Source organism: Salmonella sp. SA14318 (assembly GCF_029866905.1).
GTDB lineage: Bacteria > Pseudomonadota > Gammaproteobacteria > Enterobacterales > Enterobacteriaceae > Salmonella > Salmonella enterica.
The window spans coordinates 2,467,142-2,482,511 of record NZ_CP123282.1 but is presented as its reverse complement, the minus strand read 5'-3'; the positions used below and the strand labels follow the sequence as shown (position 1 = coordinate 2,482,511).

The following is a 15,370-nucleotide window of genomic DNA, read 5'->3' as shown; positions in this document are numbered from 1 at the left end:
CTGCGTACTCAGACTTATGCGGCGAGATTTTTCGCAACAAATTCCCAGTTAACCAGCGCCCAGAAATGCTCCAGATAGTTTGGACGGGCGTTGCGGTAGTCGATGTAATACGCGTGTTCCCACACATCAACCGTCAGCAACGGCGTTGCATCCGTAGTCAGCGGCGTACCGGCATTTGAGGTAGAAACGATAGCCAGTTTGCCATCAGCGCTTTTTACCAGCCATGTCCATCCGGAACCAAAGTTTTTGATAGCGGCATCGGTGAACTGCGCTTTAAATTCCGCGAAGCTGCCAAAAGATGCCGCGATAGCATCAGCCAGTTTCCCGGTCGGTTCGCCACCGGCGTTTGGCGCCAGGCAGTTCCAGTAGAAGGTGTGGTTCCACACCTGAGCGGCGTTATTAAAGATACCGCCTTCGGAGGCGCGCACGATCTCTTCCAGCGATTTGCCTTCAAACGCCGTGCCTTTGATCAAATTGTTAAGATTGGTCACGTAAGTCTGATGATGTTTGCCATAGTGATATTCCAGCGTCTCAGCAGAAATATGCGGCGCCAGAGCATCTTTGGCATACGGTAATGCAGGTAATTCGAACGACATTGCTTCTCTCCTTATTATTAATATTGCGCACGCACAATAACCCTGGTGCGCGTAAGGATAGGGTAGCAAATTGAGAGGTGGCGCAAAAGAAGAAGTTATCCTGTCGTTAAACGACAGGATAAAATATTAGCGAATTGTTTTAGGCGTCATCACCCGGCGGGCGCCGACATAATGACGTTGCCAGTATTCTTCGTTCAGTGAGGTGATCTTAATTTCCTGACCGCTGCGCGGGGACTGAATAAACTTACCGTTGCCGACATAGACGCCAACGTGATCGGCGGTGCCGCGCCCCTGCGTACGGAAGAACACCAGATCGCCGTTTTTCAACTCGCTACGCTCAATGGGCGCCGCGTCACGCAGGTGATACATCTCATTCGCCGTTCGGGGGATACGGATCTTCACTAAATCTTTATAGGCATAATAAACCAGACCGCTGCAATCAAAACCGGTACGCGGCGACGCGCCTCCCCAGTGATACGGTTTACCAATCTGATTCATGAGTTTGGACATCGCGGTTTTCGTCGCTTTTTGTACTTTTGCACGATGCGCATCGGCAATAGAGACCGGCAATGTTCCTTTCCCCTTCACGCAGTGCGGCTTACGGCCTTTACGCGTCGTGCATTTTTCCGTTACGTCGAGGGCGGCGATTGACGTGGGCGCGGTTCTGTTACGACGATGCGTCGTATGACGAGATTTCGTGGAGGCGGTGGTACGTTTTGGCGTAGAAGCGGAAGAAGAACGGCTGGTTTTTGAGGTTTTTTTTACGTTTTTTTTGCTGGTCTTACTGATCTTTTTCGTTGTGCTTTTCTTTTTATCTGCCGTTTTCGTGACATGAGAAACAGCAGGCGTCGCTTTGGCTTGCCTGGAAGCATGGGCCATTGGCGTAAAGGGGAGAGTAGTAAAAAGTAAAGCACAGAGCGTGATCGAGATTTTGTTTATCCGCGCCACTGAGCAATCCTCTGTTAAAGGCAGGCGATTCATGCCTGCGTATGATTTACAAAACCTGATAATTCTAATCTACAAAAGCACAGATTGGTAATTGCTTTTGGTTTCTGAAGCTGTGTTTCGTTAACAGATGTAAAAAAATAGCAATTAATGCTAAACACGAACGCGTTATCTACAAATCACTGCGCGGCAACCCGCTTAAAAGATATTTTGTATACAACTTATTCCCGCAGACGGTAAAATAATAAGGCATGATGAAAATGTTATTTTCCGTTGCCAGCCTGACCCGTTACAATGACAGGCTTCGGTCGTAAAAGTAGTTTAAGGAAGCGAGACAATGAGCACCACTATCGAAAAAATTCAGCGCCAGATCGCTGAAAACCCGATTCTCCTGTATATGAAAGGTTCACCGAAACTGCCAAGCTGTGGTTTCTCTGCGCAGGCCGTTCAGGCGCTTTCAGCCTGCGGGGAACGTTTTGCCTATGTTGATATCCTGCAAAACCCGGATATTCGCGCTGAATTACCGAAATACGCCAACTGGCCGACATTCCCACAACTGTGGGTGGACGGCGAGCTGGTCGGCGGGTGTGATATTGTGATTGAAATGTATCAGCGTGGTGAGTTGCAGCAGCTTATTAAAGAAACTGCGGCAAAATATAAAACTCAGGAGCCGGACGCAGAGTAATCTGTGAAAGGAGAAAGCGACCTGTAAAGGTCGCTTTTTTACTGCCATCGTGAGCAAGAGTGGCGTTGTTAGCCTCGTTATTTGTCCGTCGGCAAAGGTAACGGCCAGCCGCCCAGGCGCTTCCAGCGATTGACGATTTCACAAAACAGCACCGCTGTCCGCTCGGTATCATACAAAGCGGAATGGGCCTTTTCGCCGTCAAACTCCATACCTGCCGCCAGGCACGCTTTTGATAACACCGTTTGTCCCAGCGCCAGTCCGCTCAATGCCGCAGTATCAAAGGTGACGAATGGATGAAACGGGTTACGTTTCAGCGAGGCGCGCTCTGCGGCGGCCATCATAAAACTGTGATCAAAAGTGGCGTTATGCGCGACCATAATGGCGCGGCTACAACCGCTGTCTTTGATACCTTTACGCACCATTTTGAAAATAGCGTGTAGCGCCTCATATTCACTCACCGCGCCGCGTAGCGGGTTAGAGGGATCGATACCGTTAAACGCGAGCGCTTCCGGCTGTAAGTTGGCTCCAGCGAACGGCTCCACATGGAAATGTAGCGTCATGTCCGGCATCAGCCAGCCTTGTTCATCCATTTTCAGCGTGATGGCGGCGATTTCGAGCAGCGCATCGGTTTTAGCGTTAAATCCTGCAGTTTCAACGTCGATGACGACAGGATAAAAACCACGAAAACGGTCGCACAGACCGGAAAGTTGAGCGTTATCGGACATCTGAGTCTCTTAATACGAAAAAATGCAGCGCGTATTATGGCAAATTTTACGCCGGGATGCAGTAAAACAACGGGCGCAGTGACCTGCGCCCGGCGAGGGATCAGTTACCCAGACCGCGGCCTGCGTCTTTAGCTTCAATCAATTCGATTTTATAGCCATCCGGATCTTCAACGAAGGCGATGATAGTCGAACCGCCTTTTACCGGCCCCGCTTCACGGGTCACGTTGCCGCCGTTCTGACGAATGCGTTCACAGGCTTCAGCAGCATTGTCAACGCTCAGCGCGATATGCCCGTACGCATTGCCCATGTCGTAGCTCTCAACGCCCCAGTTATAAGTTAGTTCGATGACCGCTTCTTCCGTTTCCGGACCATATCCCACAAAGGCCAGCGAGTATTTGTATTCCGGATTCTCACTGGTACGCAGCAATTTCATGCCCAGAACGTTAGTGTAAAAAGCGATGGAACGCTGCAAATCGCCGACGCGCAGCATAGTATGCAATAAACGCATTTTCGTTGTCCTTAAAATAGTCAAGATATTCAAAGTATAGCGGCGATGTGAGGCCGCTATCAATGAAATTACAGAGTAGGGTAGTCAGTGTAGCCTTCCGCGCCGCCGCCATAAAAACTTTCGGGACGCTGTGGATTAAGTTCCGCTTTACGTTGCAGACGCGCTACCAGATCCGGGTTCGCGATGTAATCACGACCAAACGCCACGGCGTCAATCAGCCCTTTTTCGATCAGATCTTCCGCTTTTTCTGGCGTATAGGCGCCAGCGCCGATGATGGGACCGTGGAAACGCGCGCGCACTTTTTCACGGAACGCGTCGCTGTACGGTTCGCCGCCCGCCCAGTCTGGTTCAGACATATGCAGATAAGCAATGCCGCGTTTGCCTAACGCTTCAATCAGATAAAGGGCGTCAGCTTCTTCATTCGGGCCGTTATCGACATTCTGGAAAGTGCCGACAGGAGAAAGGCGGATGCCGATACGGTCCGCGCCCCATTCCTTAATGCCGGCATCAACCACCTCCAGCACCAGACGGGCGCGATTCTCTACGCTGCCGCCGTACTGATCGGTACGGTGATTAGAAGACGGTGAGAGGAACTGGTGCAGCAGATAACCGTGCGCGGAGTGCAGCTCCACCAGATCGAAGCCTGCCTCTCGGGCATTGGCGATAGCCTGGCGGAAATCGTTGACGATCCCGGGGATCTCGTGAGTATCCAGCGCGCGCGGCGTGGAAGTCTCTACGCGGATGGCCTGACCGTTTTCGTCACGCAAAGAGGTGCGGGTTCCCGCATTGATAGCGGATGGCGCGACGGGCGCTTGTCCGCCTGGTTGCAGGCTGGCGTGTGAAATACGGCCCGTATGCCACAGTTGCACCGCCATATGGCCGCCCTGGGCATGGACTCCCTGAGTGATTTTTTTCCAGGCGGCGATCTGCTCATCGCTGTGTAATCCCGGTGCGCCGGCATAGCCTTTCGCCTGTGCGGAGATTTGTGTGGCTTCGCTGATGATCAATCCGGCGCTGGCGCGTTGACGGTAATATTCCGCCATTAACGGCGTAGGAATGTCGCCCGGTTCAATACTCCGCAAACGCGTCAAAGGCGCCATAAATACGCGATTTGTCGCCGTGATGGCACCCACCTTGAGGGGGGTAAACAATTTTGCTGATGACATAGTGGCTCCTGATATAAGTAGACCGGTCGTCTTGTAATAAAGGAAATAAAAACGCCTGTTACTGCTCAGGCGTTGCAATGATGGTCTTAACATGCGCCAACGCATTTTCCAGCGGCGCGGCGCTACGGGATATTTTGGCCTGCAAATTGGCGCCCAGCCACAGGGCATAAAGTACCTGCGCCTGTGGCAACGGCTGGCCGGTGAAATGTAAACAGTGGCTATTACGGCCATCTTCCAGCGCGCGTGCAAGCAGTGCCATGATCTCCTGCGCCCCTTTATCCATCGTAGAGCGCATATCCTCTGACAGATCGCAGACTTCCGCTGACAGTTTCACCGTCAGGCAACCGCTGATGGCGCCTTGCTGGCAAAACTGCTTTAACGTTTCCTGATACCAGGCGAGAAGACGATCGCGATGATTACCGGGACCGGAGGTGAAGTGCGCCGTAAGACGCTGATGATAGCAGGCGTAATGTCGCTCAAGCATGGCGACGCCGAAGGCTTCTTTCGAGCGAAAGTAGTGATAAAACGACCCTTTAGGCACCTGGGCGGTTTTGAGCAACTCGCTAAGCCCCATGCCGGTAAAACCCCGTTGCATACAAAGCTGCTCGCCGGTGGCCAGCAGATGTTCGCGGGTATGGTGTTCGGTTTGCTTATTCATAGCAGGCAGTATAGTAGACCAGTCGGTCTACTGCAAGCAGAGTTGCCATAATGTCAGTTAGCGTCTTCAATAGTCATAAGCGCCAAACGTTGAGGAGGGGATGTGGCCGAGCAGTTGGAGTTTTTTCCTGTAGCAAGCCCATGTCGCGGTATCTGCCAGTCTGATGAGCGTGGCTTTTGTCGGGGATGTATGCGCAGCCGCGACGAACGGTTTAACTGGCAAAAAATGAGCGATGCCGAGAAACAAAATGTACTGCGGCTTTGTCGCCAGCGTTTCTTGCGTAAAATACGCGCAAATAAGCCTCTCCCATCGGAAGATCCTCAACAACCTTCACTCTTTTAAACGCGGAATTGCGTATACTCAACCTCATTATTCTCTATGAGGAATCTGTTATGGTTCAGCGTGTCACCATCGCTCCACAAGGCCCGGAATTTTCGCGTTTTGTCATGGGTTACTGGCGTTTGATGGACTGGAGTATGTCCGCGCGTCAGTTAGTGAGTTTTATCGAAGAACATCTGGATTTGGGCGTCACTACCGTTGACCATGCGGACATTTATGGCGGTTATCAGTGCGAAGCGGCGTTTGGCGAGGCGCTAACGCTGGCGCCGCATTTGCGGGAAAAACTGCAAATCGTTACCAAATGCGGTATTGCGACCACCGCCAGAGCGGAAAATAGGCTCGGTCATTATATTACCGATCGCCGCCATATTATTCTGAGCGCCGAACAGTCATTAAAAAATCTGGCGACAGATTATCTGGATATGTTGTTAATTCACCGTCCCGATCCGTTAATGGATGCGGATGACGTCGCCGAGGCGTTTCAACATCTGCATCAAAGCGGCAAAGTGCGCCATTTTGGCGTTTCTAATTTTACGCCAGCGCAATTTACGTTGCTGCAATCGCGCCTGCCGTTCACCCTGGCGACCAATCAGGTGGAGATCTCGCCGGTTCACCAGCCTTTGTTGCTGGACGGCACATTAGATCAATTACAGCAACTGCGTATTCGTCCGATGGCCTGGTCATGTCTTGGCGGCGGTCGGCTGTTTAATGATGAGGCTTATCAGCCGTTGCGCCAGGAACTTTCCGTTATCGCGCAAGAACTCAACGCCAGTTCTATTGAACAGGTGGTCTATGCCTGGATTTTACGTTTGCCGTCGCAGCCGCTGCCGATTATTGGTTCGGGTAAAATCGAACGCGTACGCGCCGCACTAGAAGCGGAAACGCTGTCATTGTCGCGTCAACAGTGGTTCCGAATCCGCAAGGCGGCACTGGGTTATGACGTGCCGTAATCGCCAACTCGTTGACTTTCCGTTCATGTTTTCGCCAGTGGTTTACACTTAACAGGCGACCACATGTAACGGAGGTTTTATGAAGCGATTAAGTTTAGCGATGGTGACGCTGTTGGCCTGTGCGGGTGCGCAGGCCGCCAGCGAGAAAGTAGAGATGAACCTGGTGACGGCGCAAGGCGTAGGACAGTCTATCGGCACCGTCGTCATCGATGAAACCGAAGGCGGCTTAAAATTTACCCCACACCTTAAAGCGTTGCCGCCGGGCGAGCATGGTTTTCACATTCATGCCAACGGTAGCTGCCAGCCCGCGATTAAAGACGGCAAAGCGGTTGCCGCAGAAGCCGCTGGTGGTCATCTGGACCCACAAAATACCGGCAAGCATGAAGGACCGGAAGGCCAGGGGCATCTGGGCGACCTCCCGGTGTTAGTCGTTAATAATGATGGTATCGCCACCGAACCGGTTACTGCGCCGCGTCTGAAGTCTCTTGATGAAGTGAAAGATAAAGCGCTCATGATCCATGTGGGCGGCGATAACATGTCCGATCAGCCGAAACCGCTCGGCGGCGGCGGAATGCGTTACGCCTGCGGCGTCATTAAATAACCCGGAGACAGTGTTCCCTGCGCTGGAGCCTGTTCCAGCTGCGACAGCGAACAGTGTAAACGCCAGATAATCGCCGCCAGCTCATGCGCGGCGGGTTGATGATGATGTGCGAGCGTGTCGCAGATACGCTGTAGTTCCTGTAGCGTGACGGCAAGCGGGCGTTGCTGCACGCCGCGCTCGCTCATCACATCGCGCAGCAGGGATATACAAATATCCCGCACCCGGGAAAGCGGATCGGAACGCGACTCCCAGGCGCGCAGCTGCCACACCACATGCGAGCAGTTCAGCAGTACCACTCCCCAACGTAATAACCACCGGCGCGCCAGCGCATCCTGGCTATTGCTGAGCTGACTGACGTGATGATAGGTCAGCGACTCAAACTCGCTTTCGCTATGGGAAGGGTGACGGCTAAGCTGATCGACGAAATCCCGGCGTAGCGCGCGGATATGGCGGCGGCTTTTTACGGCATCGGAACCGGGGCGCAAAATCGCAAACGCCAGCCAGGAAATCGCGACGCCGACGATCTTGGCGGTATTATCGTTAAGGAAGTCGGCGAAGTCGTACACCGGCGGATTGGTCACGGCGATGAATGAGCCCATAAAAACGATAAGCTGCCCCCACAGTCCCGCCAGCTTAGGCATCTGCAGTTTAAGCAGTTGCATCGTGACGAACAGCGGAAAAAGGAAAAGCAAGAATTGCCACAGATCGGTGATTTGCACCATCAGGCCAAATTTCACCACGAAGCTGAATAAGGACAGCAGCACTAAAGTACGCATCAATAAGGTGAGCGACTTAAACGGCGTGGCGACGATGGAGTAGAGAACGCAACTGATCGCCGCCAGAGTTAATGCGCCGGGCCCGGATTCCCATTGCGCGCCAATACTCCAGGCGCCAATCACCGTGAGCGTGCAAAAGGTACGCACGCCGCTCCAGATGGCCTCTGCGTTATCCGTATGCCGCGCAAGGCCGGGAGTGCGGCGGATATGGATTTGATCCACCGGCGCGCCGCTTTCGATCAGATATAACTGGCGGCTGCTGCGCAGATATAAGTGGCAAAAATAGCGTAATCGCTGCCAGAACGCGAGGTGACGATAATCCTGTTCATCCTGCGGGCGTAGCGGCGCAATAATCCGCGCCACGGTGTAGCTGTCCGCGCGCGGTTTCGCTAGCGCGGCTAAGAGTTGTTCAATAACTTCGCGGCTGTTTTCCGGCGGCGTCGGCCAGTTTAAAAGCATTCTACGCAGACTGGAGATCACGCTGGTTAGCCGTAATTGCTGGTGTAACAATGCATTTAGCAATGCATTCTGGCGGCGAAAACGGTAGTGACTCCAGAAGGCCTGAATACGCAGCAGGTTCATGGTCAGGATTTGCCCAATCACGCCCTCATGCGCGGAGCGGATAGCGTCGGTAGTCTCCGGCTGCCACAGTAGACTGGCATGTTCCAGCAAGCGCGCATGCATGTTTTTCAACGCGGTGAGCAGGGCAGTGCCATCCGATGTGCTGGGTAGGATCATCATCATCATGCCGCCACAGAGGATGCCGACGATAACTTCACATACACGTGCCTGGGCGATATCCCACAACTGCGTGATTTCTACAATATTAACCATCGGGAACGCGATGATCGCCGCCGTGTAGCCGGACAACTGGAAAGCATAAGCGACATTATTGGTAAAATGCGCGCAGGCCCAGGTACAAAAACCGATCCAGGCGGCCATGCTAAATAAGAACAACCAGGGTTCATTCAGCGTATGGCCGGCAATAATCAACGCGGCGGTCGCGCCGAGTAAACTCCCGGCAATACGCCCCAGACTTTTACTGATTACGCCGCCTACGGTCGGAAAGCTCACCACTGCGGCCGAAGTCATCGCCCAGTAGGGCTCATCCAGATTGAGATAATAAGCGAATGTCAGCGCGAGACACATGGCAATGGTATTGCGCAACGCGTAACGCCACTGGCCGGAGGTCGCTTTAAACCAGGGCGTATTTCGCAGGGCTGGCAGGGAGAGTTTCATTACCGCTGTCCAATGGCTACGCTGCAGGTAGTGCCGGAGACGAGCGTGATATCCTGCGGCAAAGCGTCAAATTCGATACGTACCGGTACGCGTTGCGCCAGACGTACCCACGGTACGTTGGGTTTGATATCGGGCACTAAACCGGAGTCACTTTCCACGCTTTGGTCGTAAATAGCGCGCCCGATACTGCCAACGTGACCCTGTAACTTAACATTGCCACTATACAGTGTTATTAATGCAGGCTCACCTTCGCGGATGTGGCGTAGTTTGGTTTCTTCGAAATATCCCATTACATAAAATGAATGGCTATCTACCAGGGCGAAAAGCGGCTTACCGGTACTGGCATAATCACCGGTACGCGTGGAAAGGTTGGTCACCCAGCCGGATACCGGCGCTTTTACTTCCGTCTGGCTAAGCTGCCACTGCGCCTGTTTTAACGTCGCCAGTGCGACATCTACGCTGGCCTGCATCGCTTTAACATTCAGATTGGCGCTATCCAGATCTTCAGCAGAGATGTAGTTACGCGATAAATGTCGACGTCGATCGGCTTCATTATTCGCTTTTGCCAGATCGGACTGCGCTTTGGCCAACTGCGCCTGCGCGTTAAGTTCTGCAATATGGAAGGGCGTTTTATCAATGACAAAAAGAACGTCCCCGGCGTTGACGAACTGATTATCTTTGATGTTGAGTTGGGTAATGCTGCCAGAAACCTGCGGCGTTACGCTGACCTGTTCCGCGCGGATTTTACCATCGCGCGTCCAAGGCGATTGCATATAGTAATTCCATAACCACCACGCGGCCAGAACGGCGACGACGGCGACAATGAGAGTAGAAAAATATTTTATTGTTTTTAACGACATATTTACCACGCGATCAGTAAAACGAGGCCCAGACATACGCAAAGCGTAAAGAGGGAGAGATCCATTAACAGGGGATGCCAGATTTCATCAGAGTATATCCGGTCACGCAGGAGTCGGTGAATAAACAACCAGATAACGAACCCAAGCGCAAAGGCTTTAAAGAATGGCGGAAAGTAAACAGATGCTCCCAACATGAGATCTTGTAAGGGCAATCCTGTGGCGTTGAGTATACACTTCACAAGCAATGTTCCTTTGCGTCAGACATCGATGCTTTAGTTTTAGCCAAAACCGAAGCTACAGGTGCCAGGTGCGCACTATGTCTGAAAAAATGTCTATTGGTAAGCAAATTTAGCAATACATTTGTTTTGAGAATACAAATACTGCACACTATTCTAAAATCAGCATAATAACTTAGCAAGCTAATTATAAGGAGATGAAATTGGAATCGCCACTAGGTTCTGATCTGGCACGGTTGGTGCGCATTTGGCGTGCTCTGATTGACCATCGCCTCAAGCCTCTGGAATTGACGCAGACACATTGGGTCACGTTGCACAATATTCATCAATTGCCGCCTGACCAGTCGCAGATTCAATTGGCTAAAGCGATAGGCATTGAGCAGCCATCGCTGGTACGCACGTTGGATCAACTTGAAGATAAGGGGCTAATTTCGCGGCAAACCTGCGCCAGCGATCGTCGCGCTAAGCGGATTAAACTGACCGAAAAAGCGGAGCCGCTGATCGCTGAGATGGAAGAGGTCATTCATAAAACGCGCGGTGAAATTTTGGCTGGGATTTCTTCAGAGGAGATTGAGCTTCTGATTAAACTTGTCGCTAAACTTGAACACAACATTATGGAATTGCACTCTCACGATTGAGGTGCAGGGGCATACGTGTGGCCATGTGACCACACGTAAAGCCTGGTTTAGCGTGGAGAGACAGTAACCTGGCTGCCGTTGCTGGCCAGCACGACACGCTGACCTGCCGAGAAACGCGTATTTCCTTGTTTCTGCACAACCATAATGGTGTTGCCATCGTCTTTACGAATTTCCAGTTCCACACCCTGGGTTTTATTCATTGCGCTCTGGACGCCCTGGCCCGCTACGCCACCAGCCACCGCGCCTGCCGCGGTCGCCAGTGAACGACCCGTACCGCCGCCGATAGTGTTGCCGAGGAATCCGCCCAACACCGCGCCGCCGATAGCGCCAATCACGTTAGAATCATCACCGCCCTGAATTTGAACCGGACGAACGTTAACGATAGTACCGTACGTTACATTCTGAACTTGTTTAGCCTCGGATGCGGTATAAACATCACCCGAAAGGCTATCATTGTTAACACACCCAGCTAAGGATAACCCCATCAGTGAAACGGCCAGTACACGTTTAATCATTTACCCATCTCCTGTTCTTCACGAAACGCTATTTCAGCATCCCTATAGCTAAATTATATGGCATTTATGCAGTTAAGGTCATATCTTCTGCCGAAAGAATGTAAAAATCATAATCAGAAGTTAATTAACTAATCTTAAACGAAGTGGGAAGCAAGAAAAGATAGGTTATTGATATCCGTGGACGGCACGGCAAAAAACGTGACGCGGGCATCGCATTGCAAAATACGTTATGCCGAGTGTTAAGGCTTAACCCAGCTTAATAAGGAAGAGGTATGAAATCGGGCCGTTTTATTGGCGTTATGTCCGGGACCAGCCTTGATGGTGTGGATGTTGTACTGGCGGCAATTGATGCAACCATGGTTGCGCAACAGGCAAGTCTCACCTGGCCCATTCCCGTTCATCTGAAAAAAGGCATTCTCGATATTTGCCAGGGACAACCGCTTACGCTCTCGCAACTCGGCCAGCTGGATACCCAGTTAGGCCGGCTTTTTGCACAGGCGGTTAATGCGCTGTTAGCGCAACAACGTTTGCAGCCGCGGGATATCGTCGCCATTGGTTGTCATGGGCAAACGGTCTGGCATGAGCCGACCGGCGAGGCCCCGCATACGCTGCAAATTGGCGATAATAATCACATCGTCGCCCATACGGGGATTACAGTGGTCGGCGATTTTCGGCGGCGGGATATTGCGCTGGGCGGACAAGGCGCGCCGCTGGTGCCCGCTTTCCATCACGCGCTGTTGGGACATCCGACGGAAAAACGTATGGTCCTGAATATCGGCGGCATCGCCAATTTATCTCTGCTTTTCCCCGGACAGGCGGTGCGCGGGTACGACACGGGGCCGGGTAATATGTTGATGGATGCGTGGATTTGGCGACAATGCGCGCAGCCCTACGACAAAGACGCGGCATGGGCGAAAGAAGGTCAGGTTATTCTTCCATTGCTGCAAAAGATGTTGCGCGATCCGTACTTTGCTGCGTCGGCGCCCAAAAGTACAGGACGCGAATATTTCAACTATGGCTGGTTAGAGCGTCATCTTACGGCTTTCCCTGGCGCAGACGCGCGCGATGTACAGGCCACGCTGGCGGAGCTGACGGCGGTCTCCATCGCCCAACAGGTGCTGCTCAATGGCGGCTGCGAGCGGCTGATGGTTTGTGGCGGCGGAAGCCGGAATCCGTTAGTGATGGCCCGTCTGGCGGCGCTGTTGCCCGGTATCGAGGTTTCGACCACCGATAAGGCGGGGATCAGCGGCGATGATATGGAAGCGCTGGCCTTTGCCTGGCTTGCCTGGCGAACGCTCGCGGGCCTGCCGGGAAATTTACCTTCCGTGACGGGGGCTACAGAAGCCAGTGTTTTAGGCGCTATTTACCCGGCTAACCCAATAACTCAGAGTTAACTGAATTTTTCCCGGACCCTATATCGGTAAACTAGCAAGGTCAGGAAGGGGCGTTTGCCCTTCCAGAAGCAGGAGAGCTTTCGGGATATGCCTATGAAAAAGATCGCAATAATGTGTTTACCTGTGCTGCTGACCGGCTGTAGCGTTTATCAACAATTTGTTGAACGTATGCAAACGGATACGCTGGAATACCAGTGTGATGAGAAGCCGCTTACCGTTAAAGTCAATAACCCGCGTGAAGAGGTCAGTTTTGTCTATGACAATAAGCTGCTGACCCTGAAGCAAGGAATCTCGGCCTCGGGCGCGCGTTATACCGACGGGATTTATGTTTTCTGGTCGCAAGGCGAGAGCGCCACGGTCTATAAACGAGACAGAATTGTGCTTAATAACTGTCAGTTACAAAATCCGAAGCGTTGAGATTTTCAGTATGGGGGCGCACAATAGCGCCACCCACTGATTATTTCTGATCAACGCCATGTCTGATAACGACCAATTGCAGCAGATCGCGCATCTGCGCCGTGAATACACGAAAGGCGGCTTGCGTCGCCGCGATTTACCCGCTGAACCGTTAACCTTATTTGAGCGCTGGCTTGGGCAAGCGTGCGACGCCAGACTGGCCGATCCGACGGCAATGGTCGTGGCGACCGTAGATGACAAGGGGCAACCGTACCAGCGTATTGTATTGCTCAAGCATTACGATGAAAAAGGCCTGGTCTTTTATACCAACCTGGGAAGCCGCAAGGCGCATCAAATTGAGCACAATCCGCGTATCAGCCTGTTATTTCCCTGGCATATGCTTGAACGCCAGGTGATGGTGACAGGCAAAGCCGAGCGTCTCTCCACTCTTGAGGTGGTGAGGTATTTCCACAGCCGTCCGCGCGACAGCCAGATCGGCGCATGGGTCTCTAAACAATCCAGCCGCATTTCCGCGCGCGGTATCCTCGAAAGCAAATTCCTGGAGCTCAAGCAGAAATTTCAACAGGGCGAAGTGCCGTTACCCAGCTTCTGGGGCGGTTTTCGCGTGAGTATCGAACAGATGGAGTTCTGGCAGGGCGGCGAACATCGTCTGCACGATCGCTTTTTGTACCAACGCGACGACGGCGCATGGAAAATCGACCGTCTTGCGCCCTAAAGATGCAAAAATCTTGTTTTAAGCACTGGTGCGGATGAATCCGCCGTTTTATGCTATGTCTCTTTCGCGTCTGGCGAAAAGTCGTGTACCGGCAAAGGTGCAGTCGTTTTATACATGGAGATTTTGATGGCAAGCAGTAACTTGATTAAACAATTGCAAGAGCGGGGGCTGGTAGCCCAGGTGACGGACGAAGACGCGTTGGCAGAGCGACTGGCGCAAGGCCCGATCGCGCTCTATTGCGGCTTCGATCCTACCGCTGACAGCTTGCATTTGGGGCATCTGGTTCCATTGTTATGCCTGAAACGCTTCCAGCAGGCAGGGCACAAACCTGTTGCGCTGGTAGGCGGCGCGACCGGTCTGATTGGCGACCCGAGCTTCAAAGCCGCCGAGCGTAAACTGAACACTGAAGAGACCGTTCAGGAGTGGGTGGCGAAAATTCGTAAACAGGTTGCCCCATTCCTGGACTTTGATTGCGGCGAAAACTCCGCCATCGCGGCCAATAACTATGACTGGTTCGGCAGCATGAATGTGCTGACTTTCCTGCGCGATATCGGTAAACATTTTTCCGTTAATCAGATGATCAACAAAGAAGCGGTGAAGCAGCGTCTGAACCGTGACGATCAGGGTATCTCTTTCACGGAGTTCTCTTATAACCTGCTACAGGGGTACGACTTCGCTTGTCTGAATAAACTGCACGGCGTTGCCTTACAGATTGGCGGTTCTGACCAGTGGGGGAACATCACTTCCGGTATCGACCTGACCCGTCGCCTGCACCAGAATCAGGTATTTGGTTTGACCGTTCCGCTGATCACCAAAGCTGACGGCACGAAATTCGGTAAAACCGAAGGCGGCGCTGTCTGGCTGGATCCGAAGAAAACCAGTCCGTACAAATTCTACCAGTTCTGGATTAACACCGCAGATGCCGATGTTTATCGCTTCCTGAAATTCTTCACTTTTATGGACATTGAAGAGATCAATGCCCTGGAAGAAGAAGATAAAAACAGCGGTAAAGCGCCGCGCGCGCAGTATGTGCTGGCCGAGCAGGTGACGCGCCTGGTTCATGGTGAAGAGGGGCTGGTTGCGGCGAAACGGATCACTGAATGCCTGTTCAGCGGTTCACTGAGCGCGCTGAGCGAAGCTGACTTTGAGCAGTTGGCGCAGGACGGCGTACCGATGGTTGAAATGGAAAAAGGCGCCGACCTGATGCAGGCGCTGGTAGACGCCGAACTCCAGCCATCACGTGGTCAGGCGCGTAAGACTATCGCCTCCAACGCTGTCACTATCAATGGTGAAAAACAATCCGATCCTGAATACATCTTTAACGATGAGGACCGTCTGTTTGGCCGCTATACCTTATTACGTCGCGGCAAAAAGAACTATTGTCTGATTTGCTGGAAATAAGGCATT

Annotated in this window: 19 protein-coding genes; 9 read left to right on the top strand and 10 right to left on the bottom strand. The window is 52.5% G+C overall.

Annotation, left to right across the window (positions count from 1 at the left end; translation table 11 throughout):
• Positions 1-14: 14 nt before the first annotated feature.
• Both sodB and QEN32_RS11870 read right to left on the bottom strand, forming a co-directional pair.
• Positions 15-596 (bottom strand): superoxide dismutase [Fe], encoded by a 582-nt coding sequence (gene sodB, locus QEN32_RS11875; protein ID WP_000007294.1) that lies wholly within the window; start codon positions 594-596, stop codon positions 15-17.
• A 126-nt stretch (positions 597-722) separates the two neighbouring features.
• Positions 723-1,544: a C40 family peptidase gene (locus QEN32_RS11870; protein ID WP_001520344.1), complete on the bottom strand. Its 822-nt coding sequence runs from the start codon at positions 1,542-1,544 to the stop codon at positions 723-725.
• 334 nt (positions 1,545-1,878) lie between these two features.
• Here QEN32_RS11870 and grxD point away from each other — a divergent pair, with 334 nt between their 5' ends.
• Positions 1,879-2,226, top strand: a complete 348-nt coding sequence (gene grxD / locus QEN32_RS11865; RefSeq protein ID WP_000108176.1) for a monothiol glutaredoxin 4 — start codon at positions 1,879-1,881, stop codon at positions 2,224-2,226.
• 77 nt (positions 2,227-2,303) lie between these two features.
• Here grxD and rnt read toward each other — a convergent pair whose 3' ends face one another.
• The 4 genes from rnt to QEN32_RS11845 form a co-directional block, all read right to left on the bottom strand.
• The gene (rnt, locus tag QEN32_RS11860; RefSeq protein WP_001282267.1) at positions 2,304-2,951 is read right to left on the bottom strand and encodes a ribonuclease T; all 648 of its coding nucleotides are present in this window, start codon (positions 2,949-2,951) and stop codon (positions 2,304-2,306) included.
• Between the two features lie 100 nt (positions 2,952-3,051).
• Entirely contained in the window at positions 3,052-3,459 is a 408-nt protein-coding gene (gene gloA, locus QEN32_RS11855; RefSeq protein ID WP_001237787.1) for a lactoylglutathione lyase, read from the bottom strand.
• Between the two features lie 68 nt (positions 3,460-3,527).
• Positions 3,528-4,625 (bottom strand): alkene reductase, encoded by a 1,098-nt coding sequence (locus QEN32_RS11850; RefSeq protein ID WP_000092928.1) that lies wholly within the window; start codon positions 4,623-4,625, stop codon positions 3,528-3,530.
• Between the two features lie 58 nt (positions 4,626-4,683).
• The gene (locus QEN32_RS11845; protein ID WP_001041834.1) at positions 4,684-5,283 is read right to left on the bottom strand and encodes a TetR/AcrR family transcriptional regulator; all 600 of its coding nucleotides are present in this window, start codon (positions 5,281-5,283) and stop codon (positions 4,684-4,686) included.
• A gap of 102 nt (positions 5,284-5,385) precedes the next feature.
• On the opposite strand from QEN32_RS11845, the gene QEN32_RS11840 reads away from it, so the two are divergent.
• From QEN32_RS11840 to sodC2, 3 genes are all read left to right on the top strand, one after another.
• Positions 5,386-5,625, top strand: a complete 240-nt coding sequence (locus tag QEN32_RS11840) for a DUF1289 domain-containing protein (RefSeq protein ID WP_001538148.1) — start codon at positions 5,386-5,388, stop codon at positions 5,623-5,625.
• A 50-nt stretch (positions 5,626-5,675) separates the two neighbouring features.
• Positions 5,676-6,572 (top strand): aldo/keto reductase family oxidoreductase, encoded by an 897-nt coding sequence (locus QEN32_RS11835; RefSeq protein WP_023261830.1) that lies wholly within the window; start codon positions 5,676-5,678, stop codon positions 6,570-6,572.
• Positions 6,573-6,651: 79 nt separating this feature from the next.
• Entirely contained in the window at positions 6,652-7,173 is a 522-nt protein-coding gene (gene sodC2 / locus QEN32_RS11830; protein ID WP_000826820.1) for a superoxide dismutase [Cu-Zn] SodC2, read from the top strand.
• Here the strand turns inward: sodC2 and QEN32_RS11825 are convergent.
• Genes QEN32_RS11825 through QEN32_RS11815 form a run of 3 tightly spaced genes read right to left on the bottom strand, consistent with a single transcriptional unit; the run spans position 7,149 to position 10,287 of the window.
• Positions 7,149-9,188 carry an FUSC family protein gene (locus tag QEN32_RS11825; protein WP_061383131.1) on the bottom strand — a complete coding sequence of 680 codons (2,040 nt, stop codon included), beginning with the start codon at positions 9,186-9,188 and terminating at the stop codon, positions 7,149-7,151. The two genes, sodC2 and QEN32_RS11825, sit on opposite strands and share 25 nt — an antisense overlap.
• Positions 9,188-10,048: an HlyD family secretion protein gene (locus tag QEN32_RS11820; protein WP_001538147.1), complete on the bottom strand. Its 861-nt coding sequence runs from the start codon at positions 10,046-10,048 to the stop codon at positions 9,188-9,190. The genes QEN32_RS11825 and QEN32_RS11820 overlap by 1 nt, the downstream gene beginning before the upstream one ends.
• A gap of 2 nt (positions 10,049-10,050) precedes the next feature.
• Complete coding sequence (locus QEN32_RS11815; protein ID WP_000649755.1) at positions 10,051-10,287, bottom strand: DUF1656 domain-containing protein; 237 nt, start codon at positions 10,285-10,287, stop codon at positions 10,051-10,053.
• A gap of 194 nt (positions 10,288-10,481) precedes the next feature.
• Here QEN32_RS11815 and slyA point away from each other — a divergent pair, with 194 nt between their 5' ends.
• Positions 10,482-10,922: a transcriptional regulator SlyA gene (slyA, locus tag QEN32_RS11810; protein ID WP_000764554.1), complete on the top strand. Its 441-nt coding sequence runs from the start codon at positions 10,482-10,484 to the stop codon at positions 10,920-10,922.
• Between the two features lie 47 nt (positions 10,923-10,969).
• On the opposite strand, the gene slyB is transcribed toward slyA, so the two are convergent.
• On the bottom strand, positions 10,970-11,437 hold the full coding sequence (slyB, locus tag QEN32_RS11805) for an outer membrane lipoprotein SlyB (RefSeq protein WP_000597179.1): 468 nt from the start codon (positions 11,435-11,437) through the stop codon (positions 10,970-10,972).
• A gap of 272 nt (positions 11,438-11,709) precedes the next feature.
• Here slyB and anmK point away from each other — a divergent pair, with 272 nt between their 5' ends.
• From anmK to tyrS, 4 genes are all read left to right on the top strand, one after another.
• Positions 11,710-12,831: an anhydro-N-acetylmuramic acid kinase gene (gene anmK, locus QEN32_RS11800; RefSeq protein ID WP_023206052.1), complete on the top strand. Its 1,122-nt coding sequence runs from the start codon at positions 11,710-11,712 to the stop codon at positions 12,829-12,831.
• 87 nt (positions 12,832-12,918) lie between these two features.
• Positions 12,919-13,248, top strand: coding sequence for a C-type lysozyme inhibitor (gene mliC / locus QEN32_RS11795; protein ID WP_001132086.1), 330 nt, complete (start codon positions 12,919-12,921; stop codon positions 13,246-13,248).
• Between the two features lie 58 nt (positions 13,249-13,306).
• Entirely contained in the window at positions 13,307-13,963 is a 657-nt protein-coding gene (gene pdxH, locus QEN32_RS11790) for a pyridoxamine 5'-phosphate oxidase (RefSeq protein WP_001282334.1), read from the top strand.
• 126 nt (positions 13,964-14,089) lie between these two features.
• On the top strand, positions 14,090-15,364 hold the full coding sequence (tyrS, locus tag QEN32_RS11785) for a tyrosine--tRNA ligase (protein ID WP_000168626.1): 1,275 nt from the start codon (positions 14,090-14,092) through the stop codon (positions 15,362-15,364).
• Positions 15,365-15,370 lie beyond the last annotated feature (6 nt).